Source organism: Streptomyces sp. MJM8645 (genome assembly GCF_001625365.1).
In the GTDB taxonomy this organism is placed as follows: domain Bacteria; phylum Actinomycetota; class Actinomycetes; order Streptomycetales; family Streptomycetaceae; genus Kitasatospora.
Genome location: NZ_LJJF01000001.1, coordinates 5,190,195 through 5,211,052, shown reverse-complemented (window position 1 = coordinate 5,211,052; position 20,858 = coordinate 5,190,195). Strand labels below are relative to the sequence as shown.

At 73.8% G+C, this 20,858-nt stretch carries 17 protein-coding genes and 1 pseudogene; 11 read left to right on the top strand and 7 right to left on the bottom strand.

The genetic code is table 11. The features are described 5' to 3' along the window. Positions 1-142 precede the first annotated feature (142 nt). Complete coding sequence (locus A6F73_RS41580; RefSeq protein WP_159398509.1) at positions 143-319, bottom strand: hypothetical protein; 177 nt, start codon at positions 317-319, stop codon at positions 143-145. Between the two features lie 43 nt (positions 320-362). Next, positions 363-1,697, bottom strand: coding sequence for a glutamate-1-semialdehyde 2,1-aminomutase (locus A6F73_RS22420; protein ID WP_063349420.1), 1,335 nt, complete (start codon positions 1,695-1,697; stop codon positions 363-365). A gap of 98 nt (positions 1,698-1,795) precedes the next feature. Here A6F73_RS22420 and A6F73_RS22415 point away from each other — a divergent pair, with 98 nt between their 5' ends. Continuing rightward, a complete protein-coding gene (locus A6F73_RS22415; RefSeq protein ID WP_063351428.1) occupies positions 1,796-2,545 on the top strand; it encodes an SDR family oxidoreductase in 750 nt (249 codons plus the stop codon). A 36-nt stretch (positions 2,546-2,581) separates the two neighbouring features. On the opposite strand, the pseudogene A6F73_RS39485 reads toward A6F73_RS22415, so the two are convergent. The 4 genes and pseudogenes from A6F73_RS39485 to A6F73_RS22400 all read right to left on the bottom strand — a co-directional run. Continuing rightward, positions 2,582-3,022, bottom strand: a pseudogene (locus A6F73_RS39485) (DUF6309 family protein); the annotation flags it as partial. A gap of 32 nt (positions 3,023-3,054) precedes the next feature. After that, entirely contained in the window at positions 3,055-3,855 is an 801-nt protein-coding gene (locus A6F73_RS22410; RefSeq protein ID WP_063349419.1) for a phytanoyl-CoA dioxygenase family protein, read from the bottom strand. 377 nt (positions 3,856-4,232) lie between these two features. After that, positions 4,233-5,048, bottom strand: coding sequence for an SDR family oxidoreductase (locus A6F73_RS22405; protein WP_063349418.1), 816 nt, complete (start codon positions 5,046-5,048; stop codon positions 4,233-4,235). A 158-nt stretch (positions 5,049-5,206) separates the two neighbouring features. After that, entirely contained in the window at positions 5,207-5,737 is a 531-nt protein-coding gene (locus A6F73_RS22400; RefSeq protein WP_063349417.1) for a hypothetical protein, read from the bottom strand. 147 nt (positions 5,738-5,884) lie between these two features. Here A6F73_RS22400 and A6F73_RS22395 point away from each other — a divergent pair, with 147 nt between their 5' ends. Further along, a complete protein-coding gene (locus A6F73_RS22395) occupies positions 5,885-6,805 on the top strand; it encodes a sigma factor (protein WP_244293464.1) in 921 nt (306 codons plus the stop codon). 133 nt (positions 6,806-6,938) lie between these two features. Here A6F73_RS22395 and A6F73_RS22390 read toward each other — a convergent pair whose 3' ends face one another. Next, positions 6,939-7,514 (bottom strand): nucleosidase, encoded by a 576-nt coding sequence (locus tag A6F73_RS22390; RefSeq protein WP_244293463.1) that lies wholly within the window; start codon positions 7,512-7,514, stop codon positions 6,939-6,941. Between the two features lie 417 nt (positions 7,515-7,931). On the opposite strand from A6F73_RS22390, the gene A6F73_RS22385 reads away from it, so the two are divergent. From A6F73_RS22385 to A6F73_RS22345, 9 genes are all read left to right on the top strand, one after another. Next, positions 7,932-9,425: a hypothetical protein gene (locus A6F73_RS22385; protein WP_159398508.1), complete on the top strand. Its 1,494-nt coding sequence runs from the start codon at positions 7,932-7,934 to the stop codon at positions 9,423-9,425. Between the two features lie 15 nt (positions 9,426-9,440). After that, positions 9,441-10,409, top strand: a complete 969-nt coding sequence (locus A6F73_RS22380) for a transporter substrate-binding domain-containing protein (RefSeq protein ID WP_079135897.1) — start codon at positions 9,441-9,443, stop codon at positions 10,407-10,409. Between the two features lie 192 nt (positions 10,410-10,601). Then, complete coding sequence (locus A6F73_RS22375; protein WP_063349413.1) at positions 10,602-11,957, top strand: hypothetical protein; 1,356 nt, start codon at positions 10,602-10,604, stop codon at positions 11,955-11,957. A gap of 5 nt (positions 11,958-11,962) precedes the next feature. Then, entirely contained in the window at positions 11,963-14,563 is a 2,601-nt protein-coding gene (locus tag A6F73_RS22370; RefSeq protein ID WP_079135896.1) for a serine/threonine-protein kinase, read from the top strand. Positions 14,564-14,566: 3 nt separating this feature from the next. Beyond that, complete coding sequence (locus tag A6F73_RS22365) at positions 14,567-15,880, top strand: protein phosphatase 2C domain-containing protein (RefSeq protein ID WP_063349412.1); 1,314 nt, start codon at positions 14,567-14,569, stop codon at positions 15,878-15,880. Between the two features lie 122 nt (positions 15,881-16,002). Next, positions 16,003-17,361, top strand: a complete 1,359-nt coding sequence (locus tag A6F73_RS22360) for a VWA domain-containing protein (protein WP_063349411.1) — start codon at positions 16,003-16,005, stop codon at positions 17,359-17,361. 73 nt (positions 17,362-17,434) lie between these two features. Further along, positions 17,435-18,643, top strand: coding sequence for an FHA domain-containing protein (locus A6F73_RS22355; RefSeq protein WP_079135895.1), 1,209 nt, complete (start codon positions 17,435-17,437; stop codon positions 18,641-18,643). A 144-nt stretch (positions 18,644-18,787) separates the two neighbouring features. Further along, on the top strand, positions 18,788-19,705 hold the full coding sequence (locus tag A6F73_RS22350; RefSeq protein ID WP_063349410.1) for an ABC transporter ATP-binding protein: 918 nt from the start codon (positions 18,788-18,790) through the stop codon (positions 19,703-19,705). After that, positions 19,702-20,850 carry an ABC transporter permease gene (locus A6F73_RS22345; protein ID WP_079135894.1) on the top strand — a complete coding sequence of 383 codons (1,149 nt, stop codon included), beginning with the start codon at positions 19,702-19,704 and terminating at the stop codon, positions 20,848-20,850. The genes A6F73_RS22350 and A6F73_RS22345 overlap by 4 nt, the downstream gene beginning before the upstream one ends. The last annotated feature ends 8 nt before the right edge of the window (positions 20,851-20,858 follow it).

Genomic DNA, 20,858 nt, shown 5'->3' with positions numbered 1-20,858 from the left:
TCCGGCACCCGCGGTGGACACCGGCATGGCCCATCACGAGGACGGCGCGCACCGGGGCCTGCGGCGTACGCGCTCCTCGCGGACCGCGCCCGCCCCACGGGCGGAGGCCGTACGTGGGACGGGCGCAGATGGAGCGACCGGATCAGGCGGTCGGGAGGCTGCGAGCGGCAGCCTCGGCCTTGTCCGCGTGCTCGGCAGCGGCCTGCGCGGCCTGCTGGGCCTGGGCGGCGTGTTCGGCGGCGGCCTGCGCGGTGGCCCGGGCCTTCTGCGCGTACTCGGCAGGAGTCTGGGCCTGGGCGGTCGCCTTGGCCGCGTCCACCGCCGTCTTCGCCGACCCGTAGGCATCACCGCCTGCCGACGGCTCACAGCGTGCTGAAGGCGCCCTCCACGGCCTCGCACGTGGCGTCCAGATCGTCATCCGTCACCGCAGCGGAGACGAACCAGCAGGCCATGCCGAAGGCGTTGACGTGGACCCCTCGCCCGAGCAGCGCATGCCGGAACGCGCCGTGGCGGGCCTGGTCGGCGCGGAGCAGGTCGCGGTACTGGCGGCTCGGCATCCCGTCCGCGGTGAACACCGTCTGGAACATGGCTCCGACGCCCTGCACCACACAGGGGATGCGCCGGTCGTGGGCGGCCCGTTGGACGGCCTCCATGATCCGCAGGCCGCTCTCCTCGATGTGCTTCGTGACGGCCGGCTGGTTCAGGTGGCGCAGCGTCACCAGTGCGGCGGTCGCGCACAGCGGCGAGGCGTTGTAGGTTCCGCCGTGCTTGACCCGCCCCGCGGCCAGGGGTTCCATCACGTCGCGCCGTCCCGCGAAGGCCGCGATGGGCAGGCCTCCGCCCAGTGCCTTGGCGAAGACGGCGAGGTCGGGCACGACCCCGAACAGCGCCTGGGCGCCTCCGGGGCCGGTGCGGAATCCGGTGCAGACCTCGTCGAAGACGAGGATGATCCCGCGGGCCGTGCACTCCTCCCGCAGCAGGCTCAAGTAGCCCGGCGCGGGCATGGTGCAGGCGTTGTTGGCCACGATCGGCTCGCAGATCACCGCCGCGAACTCGCCGCGGTGGGCGTCCAGGACGGCTCGGAGCGCCGCGGGGTCGTTCCACGGGCAGACGACGACGTCGCCGACGACCCCGGCCGGGATGCCGGGGGAATGGGGTACCGCGTGCGGCGCGGCGTAGGGGCCGGCCTCGGCGGCGTCGGGGCGGTTGGAGACGGCCAGGGTGTCCGACCAGCCGTGGTAATGGCCCTCGAACTTGAGGACCTTCGAGCGCCCGGTGTAACCGCGGGCGGCCCGCACGGCGCCCTGCACCGCCTCGCTGCCCGAGTTGGCGAAGCGGACGAGCTCCGCGCAGGGCACCATCGCCTGGATCAGCTCGGCGAGTTCGACTTCGACGGTGTTGCAGGTGCCGAACATCGTGCCGGTGTGCAGGACGGCGGTGAGCGCCTCGGTGAGCTGCGGGTTGGCGTGGCCCAGGACCGCGCTGCCGTAGGAGACCAGGTAGTCGAGGTACTCGTTGCCGTCGACGTCCCGGATGCGCGCACCCGAGCCGTCGGCCATGTAGAGCGGGTAGGGGTTCGGACCGGTCGAGGTCATCCGGGCGGAGGAGCTGATGCCGCCGGCCAGCGACGTCTGGGCCCGCTCGAACCACCGGCGGCTGCTGTCGGTTGCGCCCGGCGGCTGGATACGGCCATTCATGTACGGCTCCTGTTTGGTCGAGGGTTGGTCGGGCACGCTCGGACTGCCCTTCGTAGGCGTGGAATTGACGGGATTCGTGGAGAAGATGGGACGTGGGCATGGCTGTGAGGACGGCTGTCGTCACCGGAGCGGGCAGCGGGATCGGGCGGGCGTGCGCCCTGGGCCTGCTGGCGGACGGCTGGACGGTGGTGCTGGTGGGTCGCCGCAAGGGCCCGTTGGACGGGACGGTGGCGCTCGCCGACTCCGCCGGTCGTGACCGCGCGGTCCCGCTTTCCGTCGACATCACCGATCCGGCGGCCGTGGACGGCCTGTTCGACTCCGTCGTGGAGCGGTTCGGCCGGCTGGACCTGCTGTTCAACAACGCGGCCGACGTGATGCCGTACACCCCGACCGAGGACGTGGCCGTCGAGGACTGGCACCGGGTGATGGACTCCATCGCCACGGGGACCTTCCTCTGCTCGCGCGCCGCCTTCCGGGTGATGAAGCGTCAGGATCCGTGCGGGGGAAGGATCATCAACAACGGGGCGCCTTCCGCACAGGCACCCCGGCCGGACTCCATCGCCTTCACCGCGGCCAAGCACGCCGTGGCCGGGATGACGCGCTCGCTGTCCCTGGACGGCCGCCGCCACGACATCTCCTGCGGCCAGATCGACATCGGGAACGTCACCCCGCCGGACGGCCCCCAGCCGGCGGTCCTCCAGGCCGACGGGTCACGGCGGGTCGAACCCACCATGGACGTGCGGCACGTCGTCGACACGGTGCGGGCCATGGCCGACCTGCCCCCCGGGGTGAACATCCAGTCCGTCCTGGTCATGCCCAGCGCCATGCCGTACGTCGGGCGCGGGTAGCCCGGCCACGTACGCCTCGAACCAGTTGCCGGGCGCCAGCCGCCCGGCCTGGTCCCAGGCGAGCATCCGGTGCAGCCCGTCCAGATGGATCAGCCCTTCGCGGACGGTCAGGCACTCGTAGTCGGGACCGGGCGCCGGACGGGTGCTCAGGTAGAGAGGAAGGCAGTCGGCCGCGCTCTGCCGGGCGAGCTTGTACGCGCACAGCGGGTTGGACCGGGCGTACGAGGCGCCCAGCGCGGCGAGCCGGTCGGACGTCGCGGCCACGCTCAGCCCGGTCCTGGGGATGAGCTCGGCCGCACCGTCCTCGCCCAGGTGCCAGGGGAGCACCACCCCGCGTACCTCGGGCCCCTCCAGCAGCACGCGATGCCAACGGCCGCCCGACCCGAGCTGGGCATTGCGGATGTGCCCCTCGGCCTCATCGTTGGAGTTGGCCTCGTCAGCCCCGTCGAAGGGGTGTTCACGGGCGAAACGGCGCATGACCGTGTCGAATCGCACCGCTCCCAGAATCCTCATCCGCCGGACCTCTCCGTTCCTTCGTACTCGCCGAAGTGCCGCTCGGCGAAGAGCTCCGGCCACCCCGCGTCCAGGCCGCGGGCGCGCCCCACCGCCAGCACCTGCCGCCAGTACGGCTTGACCGGGGGCCACCGCGTGCCGGTACGACAGTACGAGCCGTCGATCATGTAACGGGGCCCCGTACCCGGATCCGCCCCGGGGGCGGACCTACGCGTGTGGAAGAGCGCCGAATGGAGCACGACGGTGGACCCGGGCGGCAGTTCGTCGATGACCGTCTCCCCCGACAGCACACCCGTTCCCAGGTGGCTCCGGGCGTCCTTCTGGGCCACCTCCCGGTGCGAGCCGGGCAGGACGGCCAGACCACCCAGCTCCGGCTGGAGCCCGCCGATGTAGTGCAGGGCGTGGATCATGGGGAGGCGGCGGTCGCGCTGGGGCCGTTGCTCGTAGTCGTGGTGCCAGCTCTTGCCCGCTCCCCCGGCCGGCCGCCGGTCGCTGTGCAGGTGGTGGAAGACGAAGGACGGCCCGAGCAGCTCGGGGCGGCCGAGCAGGTCCAGCAGTGCCGGCAGCACCGCGAGCTCACCGTGCGCCAGCAGGTCCAGTTCGATCACCTCCGGTGCGCGCGCCCCCGGACGCAGACTGGCCTCTATGGACCGCTGACGCCACCCTTCCTCCACCCATCTGTCCACCTCCGGAACGAGGCGGTCCACGAGACCGGCCGGGAGGAAGCCCGGCAGCACCAGGAAACCGTCCTCCGTGAAACTCCCTGTCTGAACCTCAGCGGTGCGGACCTCTGCCACGTGTCGAATCCCCGGTTCACTCGATTGTTACCCCGATGACGCCAGAACGCTCCCGACACGTCTGTCCGCACCCGCCACGGAGCATGCCCGGAGTCCGGCGAACGTCCAAAAAGCACACGCTCTCGGGGTTAGAACCACCCTTGATCGACAGGCCAGTTAGGGGAATCCCGCGTTCCGCGGGGCGTCCGCCATCGGCCTGGCCCTCCAGCCGCCTTCGGAGATCTGACGCCATCTCAAAACATCACTCCAAGGTGGGGTTTGGCTCAATGAACCCCACCTTCAATGCCGAGAAGCCGACGGGGTGGCGGCGCTGAGGGCTGCCACCCCGTCGGCTTCTCGGCACTCGGCCCTGTCCGGCCGAGTCGGTCCTACTCAGGTCACGCGGGCGGGATCGGGCCGAGGTAGGTGCCGCCGGAGGCGTCGATGGTCTGGCCGGTCACCCAGCGGCCCTGCGGGCCCGCCAGGAAGCCCACCACGTCCGCGACGTCCTCCGGCTGGCCGATCCGGCCGAGTGCGGTGATCGATTCGAGCCCGGCCATCGCCTCGGGGACGCCCGTCCACTGGGACGTCATGTCGGTCAGGATCACCCCGGGGTTGACGGTGTTCACGGTGATCCCGCGCCGGCCGAGCTCGTTGGCGAGCGGTGCGGCGAGGGCCACCAGCGCCGTCTTGCTGACGGTGTAGCCGATCTGGACCGGGGAGCCGATCCGGGCGGCCGCCGAGGCCACGTTGACGATCCGCCCGCCGTCCCGCAGCAGCGGAATCGCCCGCTGGATCACGAAGATCGGCGTGCGCACGTTGATCGCCATCAACCGGTCGAACTCCTCCTCCGTGAGCTGCCCGATCGACCCGGCCAGGTGGATGCCCGCGTTGTTGACCAGGATGTCCAGGCCGGCCCCGCCGTCCCCACCGACCTCGCCGTCCCCACCCTGCTCGCCGTGCTCCGCCAGCCCGGCGGCGAGGCCCTCGAACAGCTGGTCCAGCGCACCGCTCTTGCCGAACCGGGCCCGCACCGCGAACGCCCGGCCGCCGGCCTTGGCGATCAGCTCCACGGTCTCCGCGGCGGCCGCCTCGTTGCCGCCGTAGTGGACCGCGACCAGTGCCCCGTCGGCGGCGAGCCGCTGCGCCACCGCCCGCCCGATCCCGCGCGAGCCGCCCGTCACCAGCGCCGTCCTGCCGTCCAGTTCGCCCACGATCGCCTCTTCCCTCGCGCCGCCCACGGTCGGATCCGGGGCCGGTCTCCCGCCGTCACGACCCGATGCCGGACAACCCCTCATGTATGCCCGGGGCCGGAGAGCTGATGCCGCCAGGCCGCACGACCACCCGCACGACCACCGGCACGACCACCCGCTCAGACCCGGAACAAGGGCTCGTAGGCGCCGCCCTCCTCGGCGTTGAGCAGCACGTACGCGGGCCCGAGACCGAGCGCGACCTCCCGCAGCCGAGCCAACGCCGCAGCCACGCCCGGGACTTCGAGGCCGAGCGCGGCGGCGGCCGCGTCCCGCTCCGCGTACAGGCCGGGCTCGTCCTCCAGATACTCCTCGGCGGCCTCCGCGCTCTCCTCCACCGTCAGCCGCGGGCAGTCCCGCCACCACGGCACCGCCAGCAGCAGCCGGACCAGCTCCGGCAGCCCGACGGCCAGCACCGCCGCGCCGCCCTCCGAGTCGGCGTACAGGACGGGACGCTCCTCGCCGCCCTCCCCGCACAGGAAGAAGGTGCCGCCCGCGCCGTCCTTGGCCACCGGCTCCAGGGCCTCCCCGGAGGCGAGCACCACCTCCTCGACGTGCGGGTAGTGGTCGAGGCTGAGGTCGCCCGGCCAGGCCAGGTAGTCGAGGGCGGCGGGGTTGGCGCGGATCGCGTCGAGCAGCGGGGTCGTCGGCATGGCCGCCAGACTAGAACCCGGCGGTGACACCCACCCCGCCACCCGTCGTCTCCGACTCGCCCCGGGTGGGGAGTTGATCTCTACGGCGCAGCCGTTGTTGGGTGGCTCCTGTTGCTCTGACCCCCAGCGGCGAAGGAATGTGACACGGTGGACGAGAAATTACCTCCGGACGAGCGGGCCGCACTGTTCGAGGCGCAGCGGCCCCGGCTGCGGGCCGTGGCGTACCGGATGCTCGGCTCGGTGAGCGAGGCCGAGGAGGCCGTCCACGAGGCCTGGCTGCGCTACGACCGCACCGACACCTCCGACGTGCAGAACCTCCCCGGCTGGCTGACCACGGTGGTCTCGCGGGTCTGCCTCAACCTGCTGCGCGGCCGGGAGCTGCGCCGCGAGGAGCCGCCGGAGGCCGAGGCGGGTGAGCCGGGCCCGGCGCGCATCCCGGACCCGCTGCTGCGGCGCGAGGGGGTGGCCGACCCCGGGCAGGAGGTGCTGCTCGGGGACTCGGTGGGCCTGGCGCTGATGGTGGTGCTGGAGTCGCTGGCCCCGGCCGAGCGGATCGCCTTCGTACTGCACGACCTGTTCGCGGTGCCGTTCGCCGAGATCGCCCCGCTGATCGAGCGGACGGCGGCCGCGACCCGCCAGCTGGCCGACCGGGCCCGCCGCCGGGTTCAGGACCAGGCGCCGGCGCCCGACCCGGACCCGGGCCGTCAGCGGGCCGCCGTGGACGCCTTCTTCGCGGCCGCCCGCGCCGGCGACCTGGGCGCGCTGGTGGCCGTGCTCGCCCCGGGCGTGGTGCTGCGCTCGGACGGCGGCGCGGTGCGGGCCCGGCACCCGGTGGTGCTGACGGGCGCGGCCGCGGTGGCCGACCAGCCGGTGCTGTGGGGCGGGCTGTCGCCGTTCGCCCGCCCGGCGCTGGTCAACGGCGCCGCGGGCGCGGTGGCGATCGGCGAGGGCGGCCGGCCACTGTCGGTCATGGCGTTCACCGTGGTGGACGGCGCGATCGCGGCGATCGAGGTGCTCACCGATCCGGAGCGGCTGGCGGCGCTGGACCTCTCGGCGTTCCGCGACTGAACGCGGCGGACGAGGTTCCACGGCTGAACGTGGCGGGCGAGGTTCCGCGACTGAACGCGGCGGGCGAGAGGGAGGCCGGCCGCCCTCTCACCCGCCCGCACCGGTCGGCGCCGCACGTCCTCGGGACGCGCCGTCACCAGCCCTGCGCGACGACCCAGTCGGCGAGGTGGCGGGCGCACGCGTCGACCGACTCGCGCCAGGTGTGGCTCGCGCCCTCGCCGGCCTCGTCGCTGACGTGCTTGACCAGGCGCACCGGCACCCCGAAGCGGTGGGCGACGGCGGCGACGGCGTAGCCCTCCATGTCGACCAGGTCGGCGTGCTCGGCGAGCCGGTCGCGGGCCGCCGGGTCGGAGACGAAGAGGTCGCCGGTGGCCAGCACCGGGCCGTCGCCCTTGCCGACCACCAACGGGGCGCCGTAGCTGCGGCCGGTGAGCGCCAGCAGGGCCGGGGTGTCGAGGTCGTGCTGGATGACCTGGACGACGTGGTGGGTGCCCTCCCAGCCGGGGCGCAGCGCGCCGGCCGTGCCGAGGTTGATCACCTCGGACGGCTTCTCGCCCTGGGCGAGGACGGTGGCCAGCGCGGCGGTGGCGTTGATCTTCCCTATTCCGGTGAGCAGGACGGGCAGCCGGTCGTCGAGGTGGGCGGCTTCCTCGCGCACGGCGACGACGAGCAGCGGGCGGTCGGGCGTGATCGTTCCAAGCAGGCGCATGCTGCCCATCGTACGGAGGGTGTCCGCCGAAACCAGGTGCACCGACCGCGCCGGGAACGGTGGCGTCACGGCGGGATCGCCCCCGCAGCCGGCCCCGGGGTCCGGCCTCGACTCCCTGCGCGCCGACGCCGCGATCGGACCGGGGTCCGTCCTCGACTCGCCGCGTGCCGCCGCCGCAACCGGACCTCGCCGCTCCGGCCTGTCGGAGGAACCGCATAGGGTGCATCCCGCGTCGGACGGTTCACCGCCGGCCGCCGGGCAGCGGGGCCCCGGGGGCGCGCGGGAGGCGTGCGCCGCACGTGCAGGGCAAGCTCAAGATCGGCGCAATTCGGGTGTGGCCAGGGGGAGTCACGGCCATACTGCTGGCATCGGCCGGGCCCCGGACAGCGGGCCCGGCCCCTGGGGAGGATGAGGCGGGTGGCAACACCAGTAGGTAACGGCGCACCGGGCGCCGTGGTCCCGGCACGGCCGAGCGGCCCGCCGGGCACGGCACCGGCCGTGCCGGGCGTCCGGGGCGTCCCGGCGTCCAGACCCGGCGCCGCGCCCGCCCGGCGGCCGTCGGCCGGGCCCGCGCCGCGCGGCCTGTCCGGCCTGCGGGCCCGGCTGGCGAACGCCACCCGGACGGCGCCGGGCCGGCTGCGGCTGGCCGGGGCGGTGCTCGCGGTGCTGACCGTGGCCTTCGGCGCGCTGACCGCCTGGCAGTTGGAGACCAAGGCGGAGGCCGCCAACCGGGTGGTCCAGCACAGCCAGCCGCTGAGCAAGGACGCGGCCGACATCCACCGCCTGCTGGCCCACGCCGACACCACCGCGGCCACCCGCTTCCTGCTCGCCGGGGAGGAGACGGAGGCCGTGCGCCGCGACTACGAGGGCGATCTGGCCTCGGCCACCGGCCTGATCACCAAGGCCGCCGCGCAGACCACCATCGACTCCCCCGCGTACCGGAAGCTCACCGAGCTGAACAATCAACTCCCCGTCTACGCCGGCCTGGTGGAGACCGCGCGGGCGAACAACCGGCTGGGCCTGCCGCTCGGCGGCGCCTACCTGCGGTACGCCTCCGAGCAGATGCAGGGCACCCTGCTGCAGCGCGCCGCCGAGCTGACCGCCATCGAGAACGACGAGCTGGACAAGGACTACGCCGAGGCGAAGTCCAGCCCGTGGGCCGCGTACGGCCTGGGGGTGCTCACCCTCGGCGCGCTGGTCTGGGTGCAGGTGACGCTGTTCCGCCGCACCAACCGGGTGTTCAACCCCGGCCTGCTCGGGGCCACCGCCGCCGTCCTGGCCGGGGCGCTCTGGCTGGCCGTCACCGGCCTGACCACCAACGCCGCGCTCCAGCAGAGCTGGAAGCAGGGCGCGCAGCCGCTGCGGGCGCTCAACACCGCCCGGGTGCAGGTGCTTTCCGCCCGGCTGGCGGAGAACCTGAACCTCGTCGCCCGCGGCTCCACCACCGCGTACGCGGACCAGTGGAAGGCGATCACCCAGCAGCTCGCCGGGGGCGAGCCCGCGAACGTCCCGATGGGGCAGCACTCCGGCTCGCTGCGCCAGGCCCTCGACCTGGCCCCCGCGGACGCCCGGCAGCAGATCGGCGAGGCCGACCGGCAGTACGAGACGTGGCGCACCCGGCACGACGCGGCATACGCCATGGAGACCCAGCAGGCCGACTACCAGGGCGCACTGCAGGCGACCGTGACGGCGGACCCGGCCGCCGAGGCGAACACCGCGGACGGCGCCTTCAAGGCCACCGACAAGGCGCTCGACCAGGCCGCCACCACCGAACAGGAGCACTTCAAGCGCTCCGCCAAGGACACCGAGGGCGACCTCCGGCTCGCCGCCCTCGCGGCCGCGCTGCTCGGCGTGGTGGCCGCGGCCGCCGCGCTGCGCGGCCTGGGCCGCCGACTGGCCGAGTACCGGTAGAGGGGGAACGGACACATGCGCAGGAGAACCGCAGGCACCAGGCCGGCCACCGTGCTGGCGCTGCTGGCCGCCGGCGCGGCCGTGCTCGGCGGGGGCGGGCCGTCCGGCGCCGCGGCCGCCACGGGCGCACCGCAGGCCGTCCGGTCGACCGGGCAGGAACAGGCCGGACAGGAAGAGGCCGAGTCCTGCGACCTGACCAGCACCGTGCCGCCGAGCACCGTGGACGGCCCGGCGGTGAAGGCCATCAAGGCCAAGGACACCCTGATCATCGGCGTGGACCAGAACAGCTACCGCTGGGGCGCCCGCAACCCGAACACCGGTGAGCTCGAAGGCTTCGACATCGACCTCGCGAGGACGATCGGCGTGGCCATCATGGGCAATCCGGCCAAGGTGGTGCTCAAGCCGGTGTCGACCGCCGGCCGGGCCGACGCCCTCACGGGCAACCAGGTCGACCTGATCGTCCGCACCATGACGATCAGCTGCGCCAACCTGAAGAAGGTCGCCTTCTCCCGGTCGTACTTCAATATCAAGCAGCGGGTCCTGGTGCCCCGGTCGTCCACGGTCAAGAACCTCGACGAGGCGATCGGCGGCAAGACGGTCTGCGCCGCGGACGGCTCGGTGGCCAAGGACGTGCTGAACGCCAAGAAGACCGCCAAGCAGCTCGTCCTGGTGACCAACCAGCTCGACTGCCTGGTCCGCATGCAGCTCGGCAAGGTCGACGCCACCATGACCGACGACGAACTGGCGGTCGGCCAGGCCGCGCAGGACCAGACGGTGAAGGTGGTGGACGGCTTCGAACAGCCGGAGACGATCGGTGTCGCGATGCGCCAGAACAGCACCGACCTCACCGCCCGGGTCAACCAGGTGATCTCCGACTACTACGCGGACAAGGACAAGGGCTGGCAGAAGTCGTTCGAGCGGTGGGTCCAGCCCTACCTGCCCGAGAACTCCAAGGACCCCGGCCTGTACTGGCCGGCCCGCTGACGCACCGGGCGGCGCACGCGCGTCAGCAGGCCGTTGACGCGGTCTTGACGCCCACCGCCCGCTCCGCCCGAACGGCCACCGGCTAGGGTTCGGGACGATCACCACGGGGAGACCGGTGGTGGGCACGGGGGTTGTCGTGGGATCGCACGTCAGGTACGTCGGGATCGCACGCGAGGAAGGAAGGACACGGCGTTGGCGGCTTCGGCTGGCCCGGTACTGAACCGGGAGGAGGTGGACCGCGCGCTGGCGCGCCTCGGCGCGGAGCGGGACGCGGTCGAGTCGGCGCTGCTCGCCCTCCAGGACCATCCGGGCCTGCGGCTGCTCGACGGCGCCGAACTGACCGGACGCACGCTGGAGCGCTGGTCCGTCGCCGGGAAGGGCCTGCCACTGCTCTGGGCCCTGTTCGACCGCTACGCGGAGGCACTGGCCTCGGCGCGCGCGGTACGGGCCCGCAAGGCCAAGCCCGGCGCGCCCGAACTCGCCGAGCTGAGCGAACTGCTCACCGGCGACGCGGTGACCGTCCCCGGCGGCGCGCTGCCGGACGGCCCGCAACTGCTCGGCGCGCCCGCCCGGCTGGTCGAGCGGATCAGCCTGGACGCGCTGATGACCCGGATGAACTCCTGGTACGCCACCGTGCTGGAGGTGGTCAGCGCCGCCGACGCGGTCTGGTCGGCGCTGCCGGCCCGGATCGACCTGCTGCTGGCCGAACTCCACCGGGTGGGCAACCTCGCCGCCTCGCTCGGCGTGCGGGCCGGCGGCCACCCGCTCGCCGACGACCTGGCCGGGCTGGACGCCGACCTCACCGGGCTGCGCGCCGAGGTGCGCGAGGACCCGCTGGCGCTGTGGCGCCCGGCCCGGGTGCCCGCCCAGCGCGGCACCGTGCCGGAGGGCGGCGCCTTCGCCACCCCCGCCGGGGTGGTGGACACCGAGCGGTTCGACCGGGCCGGGCGGGCGCTGGACGGCGTCCGGGTGGAACTGGAGAACCTGCTGCGGCTGCGCGACGACGCCGAGGAGCGCCTCCAGGGCGTCGGCGACCTGCTCCAACGGGCCGACGCCACCCTGGCCGAGGCCCGCCGGGCGCGCGGCGAGGTGCTGGCGAAGATAGCCTCCAGCGACGTCCCGGCGGTGCCCGGGCCGGCCTCGGCGCTGCGCGAACGGATCGTGACGGCACTGGAGTTGCGCCAGGGCGGGCAGTGGGGCCGGCTGGCGCCGCTGCTGGACACGCTGGAGGACGCCGCCGCCAAGGAGCTGGCCCGGGCCCGGCAGTCGCTCACCGAGGTGACCCAGCCGCTGGCCGTCCGCGCCGAACTGCGCGGCCGGCTGGACGCCTACAAGGCGATGGCCGCCCGGCTGCGGGTCTCCGAGGACCCGGAAGTGATCGAGCGGTACGAGAAGGCGCGCTGGCTGCTGTGGAGCGCGCCCTGCGACCTGCGGGCGGCGGCCGCCGCGGTGGCCCGCTTCCAGCAGTCGCTGCGGCCGGCGCAGGCCGAGGCCGCACAGGAGACGACCGGCCAGACGCCGGTCGACGGACAGGTCCAGGGGGGCTGAGGTTGATGGGCGGGACGTGCGTACGGCCGGAGTGCTCCGGCAACGGCAGGATCGACGCGGACGGCTACTGCGACGAGTGCGGGCTCGCCCCGGCGGGCGGCGGCACCGTGGCAGCTTCGACGGCGGCCACCGGCGCCCCGCCGGCCGCCGGCCCCGGCGCGCCCTGCCCCCGGGACTGTTCAGGCGCCATCGACGCCGACGGCTACTGCGACGAGTGCGGCCTCACCCCGCCCGGCGGCGACACCGGCGTCACCCAGCCCTACGTCCCCTCCTCCCGGGTCTCCACCGACTCGGCGCGCAGCGGCTCGATCCGCTCGACCCGCACCGGCTCGGCCCGCTCGATGTCCGGCCGCTCCCGCTCGCACCGCTCGACCCGCACCGGCAGCAGCCGCTCGGTCTCGGTGCGCAGCACCCGCGGCAGCGTCAGCGCGGGCACCCGCAACCGGCTGGGCGCCGGCCTGGTGACGGTGCCGACCGTCGAGACGGCCGACCCGTCGCTGGCGGTGCTGGAGAACCCGGAGGTCCCGGAGCGCAAGCGGTTCTGCTCCAAGTGCGAGACCCCGGTGGGCCGGGAGAAGAACGGCCGGCCGGGCCGGCCGGACGGCTTCTGCACCAAGTGCGGCACGCCGTACTCGTTCACGCCCAAGCTGCGCCGCGGCGACCTGGTCGGCGGGCAGTACGAGGTGGTGGGCTGCCTGGCGCACGGCGGCCTCGGCTGGATCTACCTGGCGATCGACCGGCGGGTCAACGACAAGTGGGTGGTCCTGAAGGGCCTGCTGGACACCGGGGACGAGGACGCGCTCGCCGTGGCCGTCGCCGAGCGCCGCTTCCTGGCCGAGGTGGACCACCCGAACATCGTCCGGATCATCAACTTCGCCGAGCACCTGGACCTGGGCTCCGGCTCCACCGACGGCTACATCGTGATGGAGTACGTCGGCGGCAAGTCGCTCAAGGACATCGCCAACGACCGCCGCACCCCGGACGGCCGGCGCGAGCCGCTGCCCGTCGAGCAGGCGATCGCGTACGCGCTGGAGGCACTGCCCGCACTCGGGTACCTACACAGCCGGGGCCTGATCTACTGCGACTTCAAGATCGACAACGTGATCCAGAGCGGCGACGCGCTCAAGATCATCGACATGGGCGCCGTCTGCCGCCTCGACCACGACGGCCCGATCTACGGCACCGTCGGCTACCAGGCCCCCGAGATCGCCACCCACGGCCCCTCCCCCGCCTCCGACCTCTACACCGTGGCCCGCACCCTCGCAGTGCTCACCTTCGACTTCCAGGGCTACAGCACCACCTACCGGGACACCCTGCCCGGCCCCGAGGACGTCGAGGTCTTCGCCCGCTACGAGTCGTACTACCGCTTCCTGGTCCGCGCCACCGACCCGGACCCGGCCCGCCGCTTCTCCTCCGCCGACGAGATGGCCGACCAGCTCACCGGCGTGCTGCGCGAGATACTCGCCCTCCAGGACGGCCGGGCCCGGCCCGCCCTGTCCACCCTCTTCGGCCCCGAACTACGCGTCGTGGACACCGAGTTGGTCATGCCCACCGAGCAGCCCGGACAGCTCCTGGTGACCGCCCTCGACCCGGCCGCCGCCGCCCTCGCACTGCCCGTCCCGCGCGTCGACCCCGGCGACCCCAACGCCGGCTTCCTCGCCACCCTGCTCGCCACCGACCCCGAGGAGGCGCTCGCCGCCCTGGCCGGCGCGCCCGCCCTCTCCATCGAACGGCGGCTGCGCGAACTGCGCGCCCACCTCGAACTCGGCCGCCGCGACGCCGCCGAGGAGGCCCTCGCCGCCCTGGAGCGGGAGTACCCGGACGACTGGCGGGTCGTCTGGTACCGCGGCCTGGTCGCCCTGGTCGGCGCCGCGCACGGGCCGGACGGACCGAACGGGCCGGACGGCCCTGGCAGCTCGGTCGCCCTGGTCGGCGCCGCGGGCGGCCCGGACGACCCGGACGGCCCGGCTTCGCCCGACGAGGCCGGGCTGCGCGCCGCCGCCGAGGCCTTCGACGCGGTCTACGACGCCTTCCCCGGCGAGGCCGCCCCCAAGCTGGCCCTCGCCATCTGCGCCGAACTCCTCGGCGACGGCGGCGACGCCGCCGAGTTCTACCGACTCGTCTGGACCACCGACCCGGCCTACCTCAGCGCCGCCTTCGGGCTCGCCCGGGTCCGGCTCGCCGAGGACGACCGGACCGGCGCCGTCCGCGTCCTGGAGTCCGTCCCGGCCACCTCCAACCAGTACACCGCCGCCCGGATCGCGGCCGTCCGCGCCCGGCTGCGCGAACGGCCCGCCACCGACCCGCTCGCCGCCGACCTCGGCGCCAGCTCCGACCAGCTGACCGCACTGCGCCTGGACGACCGCCGCCGCGAGGAACTGGCCGTCGAACTGCTCGGCGCCGCCCTCGGCTGGGTCACCGCGGGCTCGACCGGCGCCCAGCAGGGCGGCGGCACCACGGTCCTGGGACGACCTGCGGTGGAGCGGGAACTGCGCTTCGCCCTGGAACAGTCCTACCGGGTACTCGCCCGGTTGGCCGACCGGGCCGAGACCAGGATCGAAATGGTGGAGCGGGCCAACCGCGCCCGCCCCAGGACGTGGGTGTAGCCGATGCCGCAGCAGACCGTGTGCCCGAGCTGTTCCGAACCGCTGGAGCCGGAGGACGCCTACTGCGGCGCCTGCGGCGCCAGCCGGGACGGCCGGGCCGCCCCGGGCGCGATGCCCGCGAACTGGGCCGCCGCCCGGGCCGAGGGCGCCCCGCCCCAGCACGGGCCGGTCTGCGCGCACTGCGGGCTGCCGCAGGTCACCGCGGACGGCTACTGCGAGGCCTGCGGCGGCGCCCAGCCGCGCCCGCGCGACCACATGGAGAAGTCCCTCGCGGGCGTCGCCGGGGTCAGCGACCGCGGCCTGCGCCACCACCGCAACGAGGACTCCTTCACCATCGCCGCCACCTCGCTGCCCGGCGGCGAGCCCGTCGTGGTCGCCGTGGTCTGCGACGGCGTCTCCTCCTCCGACCGGCCGGACGAGGCCTCCGAGACCGCCGTCGACGCCGCCTCCGAGTCGCTGCTGAGCGCCCTGGAGGCGGGCCGCGAACCCACCGCCGCCATGCGCCAGGCCATCGCCGACGCCGCCGGGGCCGTCGCCGACCTCGCCCAGGCCGGCCCCGGGCCCACCCGGCCCGACGTCAACGCACCCGCCTGCACCTACGTCAGCGCCATAGCCTCCGGCGGCCGGATCACCATCGGCTGGGTCGGCGACACCCGCGCCTACTGGATCCCGGACGACCGCGCCGGCGCCGAGCCCTTCCGGCTCACCCAGGACGACTCCTGGGCGGCCCGGATGGTCGAGGCCGGGCTGATGAGCGAGGCCGAGGCGTACGCCGACCCGCGCGCCCACGCGATCACCGGGTGGCTCGGCGCCGACGCCGAGGAGGTCGTCCCGCACACCCTCGACTTCACGCCGCACGTCCCCGGGGTGCTGCTGATCTGCACCGACGGACTGTGGAACTACGCCGAGGCCGCCACCGACCTGGCGTACTACGTCCGGCCGGACGCCCGCACCGAACCGCTCGCGGCGGCGCAGACCCTGGTGAAGTTCGCGGTCGCCGCCGGCGGCCACGACAACATCACCGTCGCCGTCCTGCCGATCGACCCGCCGGCCGCGGGCGCCGGTGCCGGTGCCGAGGACCAGGGCGAGGACGAGGACGACCCCCGGACCGCCACCGCGCTCGACCTGCCGCTGATCACCGCGGCGGGTGCCAGGAGGGCCGCCGAGGAGGACGAGGACTACGAGCCGACCCTGCCGGACCTCCCGGTGATCGGCTCCCCCGCCGCCCCGCTGCCCCCCACCGCCCCGCCGGCACCGCCCGCACCGCCGACCGCACCCGCCGTCCCCCCGCAGCCGCCGCACCCGCCGACGGCCTGACCGGACGCCGCCCGCCCGGGGCCGACCCCGGCGGCCACCCGGTCCGCCGGCCCGCCCCCAACGCGGCCGGCCCCCACCGACCGATCCGTACCGACGACCCTTCCGACGGGAGCCACCGGCCCATGGCAACACTGGCGAAGCCGAACCTGCCCAGGTTCGACGTGGAGATCTTCCAGAACGAGTACCTTGCCGACGGCGCCCGCGAGGTCAACGCCATCGTCACGGTCACCGCGACCGGCGGCGGCACCTCCGGCGGCCGCCCGCTCGGCATCGCCGACGCGGGCGGCCCGCAGAGCGCCGACACCGCCGCGGCCGTGGTGATCCTGGTGGACTGCTCGGGCTCGATGGACTACCCCAAGACCAAGATCAACGGCGCCCGCGAGGCCACCGCCGCCGCCATCGACGCGCTGCGCGACGGCACCGCCTTCGCCGTGGTCGCCGGCACCCACGAGGCCCGCGACATCTACCCCGGCGACGGCACCCTCGCCACCGCCTCCGCCACCACCCGCGGCCACGCCAAGGAGTCCCTGCGCCGCCTCACCGCCGCCGGCGGCACCGCGATGGGCACCTGGCTGGCCAAGGCCGACAAGCTCTTCCTGACCCGCCGCGACATCGCCATCCGGCACGCCGTCCTGCTCACCGACGGCAACAACGAGCACGAGTCGGCGGTCGACCTGGAACGCGCCATCGAGCGGGTCACCGGCCACTTCACCGCCGACTGCCGCGGCGTCGGCACCGACTGGCGGATCGACGAGCTGCGCAAGATCTCCTCGGCGCTGCTCGGCACCGTCGACATCGTCGCCGAACCCTCCGGCCTGGCCGAGGACTTCCGCTCGATGATGGCCGGCGCCATGGGCAAGCAGGTCGCCGACGTCGCGCTGCGGATCTGGACCCCGGCCAACGCCGCGGTCAAGTTCGTCAAGCAGGTCGCCCCCGCGGTCGAGGACCTCACCGCCCGGCGCGCCGAGGCCGGCCCCCGGGCCGGCGACTACCCCACCGGCTCCTGGGGCGACGAGAGCCGCGACTACCACGTCTGCGTCGAGGTCCCGGCCGCCTCCATCGGCAACGAGATGCTCGCCGCCCGGATCAGCCTGGTGCTGCCCCCGCAGGTCGGCAGCGGCACCCCCGAGGTGCTCTCCCAGGGCCTGGTCAAGGCGGTGTGGACCGACGACCTGGCCTCCTCCACCCGGATCAGCCCGCAGGTCGCCCACTACACCGGGCAGGCCGAGCTGGCCTCCTCCATCCAGGAGGGCCTGGAGGCCCACCGGGCCGGGGACGTCGACACCGCCACCTCCAAGCTGGGCGCCGCCGTCCGGATCGCGCACGCGACCGGCAACGAGGGCACCTACAAACTGCTGCAGAAGGTGGTGGACGTGGTGGACCCGAAGGAGGGTACGGTTCGGTTCCGTAAGAACGTGAGCGAGGCCGACTCGATGACCCTTGAGACCCGGTCGACCAAGACGGTGCGTGTGAAGAAGTGACCGCTGAAGACGTGACCGGGCCGACGACCCGGTGCGACGCCGCCCCAAGCCGGCTCGATGTGAGGGGGAACTGATGCCGATCTGCCCGAGGGGCCACGAGTCGCAGGCCGAGGACTGGTGCGACTTCTGCGGCTTCCCGATGACTCCGCCGGCCCCGCCGCCGCCCGGAGCCCACCCGGGAGCCCACGGGGCCCACGGGACCCACCCGGGGGCGTACGGCTCCCACCCGGCGCCCGAGGCGCCCGGCTCGTTCGAGCAGTCCCAGCACCCGGACCACCGCGGTACGCCCTACGGCGCGCCGCCGTCGCCTCCGCCGGTGCCGCCGGGGAACGTCCCGCCACAGCCCGGCGCGATGCCGCCGCCACCGGCCCAGGGCTACCCCAACCTGACCGAGGGCCTGACGGTCTGCCCGATCTGCCGCAGCCCGCAGACCGGACGGTTCTGCGAGGAGTGCGGGTACGACTACGAGCTCTCCACCCCCTCGCGCCGCCAGGCGCAGCAGCCGCTGAACATCCCGGCGGCGTACGGCGGCGCGCCGGCCGCCCAGCCGCCGTACGGCCAACCGCCGTACGGCCCGCCCGTCCCGCAGCAGCCACAGCCGCAGCACACCCAGCACCCGCAGCAGGCCGCCGCGCCCGCGCACACCTACGGCTACCCTCCCTCCCTGCCCGCCAACGGGCCGGAGGGACCCGCGCCGGAGGGGGCGTTCCCCGAGGCCCCCGTCCGCGAGGACTCCGGCCCGGTGTACGCCGAGCCCCCCGGCCCCAACAACCGCGGCGGCGACTTCGGCACCTCGTTCCACCTCGCCCCGCCGCATCAGCAGCAGCCCCAGCCTCAGCAGCCACAGCCGGCGGCCCCCGCGGAGCCGCTCCGGACCAACTGGATCGCGGTGGTCTCGGCCGACCGCGAGTACTTCACCGAGATGATGGCCCGCAGCGGTCCCGAGGCGGCCGGGCTGTTCTTCCCGCCGTACTGCCCCGAGCGGCGCATCCCGCTGACCGGCCGCGGCCAGCTGCGGATCGGGCGGCGCAGCCAGCACCGCGGCACCGTGCCGGAGATCGACCTGTCGGTGCCGCCGGAGGACCCGGGCGCCTCGCACCAGCACGCGCTGCTCGCCGAACAGGCGGACGGCAGCTGGGTCCTGGTGGACCAGGACTCGACCAACGGCACCACCGTGAACGGCGGCGCGGAGCCGATCGCCCCGCACACCGCCGTGCCGCTGAACGACGGCGACCGGATCCACATCGGCGCCTGGACGACGATCACGGTGCACCGCGCCTGAAAGACCGTCGGCAACAACTCCGGCCGGGCCGGGTGGAATTCAACTTCCGCCCGGCCCGGCTTGTTCCCGATCCCTCGGACAATCCACAAATTTCGTCGTCGCCGACGTGCACAGGGCCCTCCGCAAGCCCTAGGCTCAGGCCACATGACTGCAGCTATATCCGCCGACGGCATCCGTCAGCGGTACGGGGACGTGCAGGCCGTCGACGGGGTGTCCCTCACCGTCGAGGCCGGCGAATTTTACGGAATCCTGGGCCCCAACGGCGCCGGGAAGACCACCACGATGGAGATCCTGGAAGGCGTCCGCAAGCCGGACGAGGGCCGGGTCGAGCTGCTGGGGATGGCTCCCTGGCCGCGCAATCCGAAACTGCTGCCGCGCATCGGCGTGCAGTTCCAGGCCTCCGCCTTCTTCCGGAAACTGACGGCCCGGGAGACCATCCGCACCTTCGCGTCGTTCTACGGGGTCGGCCCCAAGCGGGCCGACGCGATGCTGGAGCGGGTCGGCCTGACCGACAAGGCCGACGTCATGACCGACCAGATGTCGGGCGGTCAGGCGCAGCGCCTGTCGATCGCCTGCGCGCTGGCCCACGACCCGGAGATCGTCTTCCTGGACGAGCCCACCACCGGCCTCGACCCGCAGGCCCGGCGCAACCTCTGGGACCTCCTGCGGGACATCAACGGCGAGGGCCGCACGGTCGTCCTCACCACCCACTACCTGGACGAGGCCGAGGTGCTCTGCGACCGGGTCTCGATCATGGACCACGGGAAGATCCTGCACACCGGCGCCCCGGCGACGCTGATCCGCGAGATCGACGACACCGTCAGGATCAGCGTCGCGTCCGGCCAGCTGACCGTCGAACGCGCCCGGGACCTGCTCACCGCGGCCGGCGCCGACATCGCCGCCCTGGAGGACGACAGCGTCTCGCTCTCCGTCTCCACCCGCCTCCCGGCCCCGGTCCTGAGCGTCCTGGCCGAGCAGAACGCGCTGCGCGGCCTCGAAGTGCGCGGCGCCACCCTGGAGGACGTCTTCCTCCAGCTGACCGGACGGGAGTACCGCGCATGACCGCCAGCACGTCCACCGAGCCGAAGACCCCCGCCCGGAGCGACGGTCCGAGCGGCGGCGCGAGCGCCGAGCGGGAGCGGGTCAGCGCGTTCTGGAGCCTGTCCCGCGCGATGCTGCTCGGCATGAAGCGCGACCGCACCGCGACCTTCTTCATCCTGCTCTTCCCGCTGGTGTTCCTGGTGTTCTTCGGCACCGTGGGCAAGGGCTCCAGCAGCCCGCACGCCAAGGTGGCGCAGGTCGGGGCGGTGAAGCTGTTCGACTCGATCCAGGGCGAGGGCCGGGTCGACCTGGACAAGGTCCTCACCATCACCAGGACCGACGACGCGGCCGCCACGCTGGAGAAGGTCCGCAAGGGCGACTTCGACGCGATGATCGAGCAGGGTCCGGACGGCAAGGTCGAGCTGCGCTTCAGCGCCGCCGACACCGTCCGCGCCGGCGCGCTGCGGGGCATCGTCAACTCGGTGGTCCAGAGCGCCAACCAGGCCGCCACCGGCCAGAAGCCGGCCTACGTGCTGGACGCCCAGCAGGTCGAGGACCAGTCGCTCAAGCCGATCCAGTTCCTCACCCCCGGCCTGCTCGGCTGGGCCGTCGCCACCGGCGCGGTGTTCGGTGCCGCACTGACCCTGGTCGGGTGGCGCAAGAGCAAGGTGCTGCGCCGGCTGCGGCTGGCCCCGGTGAGTGCGGGCACGGTCATCAGCTCCAGGATCCTGGTCTCGCTGCTGACCTCGCTCCTCCAGACCACCGTGTTCCTGACGGTCGCCACCAACTTCTTCGGGCTCAAGCTCACCGGCAACTGGTGGCTGGTCATCCCGCTGGTGGCCTGCGCGACGCTCGCCTTCATGTCGATCGGCCTGCTGGCCGGTTCGGTCGCCAAGACCGAGGAGGCGGCCAACGGCATCTCGCAGATCATCGTGCTGCCGATGTCCTTCCTGTCCGGCGCGTTCATCCCGCTGGACAGCGCGCCCGGCTGGCTGGAGACCGTCTCCAAGGTCATGCCGCTGCGCTACCTGGTGACGGCCGCCCAGTCGGTACTGACCCGCGGCGGCGGCGTCATGGACGCCCTGCCCACCATGGGCGGACTGCTGCTCTTCGCGGCCGTGCTGACCGGCATCTCCTGGAAGCTGTTCAAGTGGGAGGACGTGTGACCGCCGCC

Excerpts from the sequence above, each read along its gene's own strand:
- A6F73_RS22355 (WP_079135895.1), top strand. The coding sequence starts at position 17,435 with ATGCCGATCTGCCCGAGGGGCCACGAGTCGCAGGCCGAGGACTGGTGC.
- A6F73_RS22415 (WP_063351428.1), top strand. The coding sequence starts at position 1,796 with ATGGCTGTGAGGACGGCTGTCGTCACCGGAGCGGGCAGCGGGATCGGG.
- A6F73_RS22365 (WP_063349412.1), top strand. The coding sequence starts at position 14,567 with ATGCCGCAGCAGACCGTGTGCCCGAGCTGTTCCGAACCGCTGGAGCCG.
- A6F73_RS22400 (WP_063349417.1), bottom strand. The coding sequence starts at position 5,737 with ATGCCGACGACCCCGCTGCTCGACGCGATCCGCGCCAACCCCGCCGCC.
- A6F73_RS22380 (WP_079135897.1), top strand. The coding sequence starts at position 9,441 with ATGCGCAGGAGAACCGCAGGCACCAGGCCGGCCACCGTGCTGGCGCTG.
- A6F73_RS22390 (WP_244293463.1), bottom strand. The coding sequence starts at position 7,514 with ATGCGCCTGCTTGGAACGATCACGCCCGACCGCCCGCTGCTCGTCGTC.
- A6F73_RS22420 (WP_063349420.1), bottom strand. The coding sequence starts at position 1,697 with ATGAATGGCCGTATCCAGCCGCCGGGCGCAACCGACAGCAGCCGCCGG.
- A6F73_RS22350 (WP_063349410.1), top strand. The coding sequence starts at position 18,788 with ATGACTGCAGCTATATCCGCCGACGGCATCCGTCAGCGGTACGGGGAC.
- A6F73_RS22345 (WP_079135894.1), top strand. The coding sequence starts at position 19,702 with ATGACCGCCAGCACGTCCACCGAGCCGAAGACCCCCGCCCGGAGCGAC.
- A6F73_RS22370 (WP_079135896.1), top strand. The coding sequence starts at position 11,963 with ATGGGCGGGACGTGCGTACGGCCGGAGTGCTCCGGCAACGGCAGGATC.
- A6F73_RS22360 (WP_063349411.1), top strand. The coding sequence starts at position 16,003 with ATGGCAACACTGGCGAAGCCGAACCTGCCCAGGTTCGACGTGGAGATC.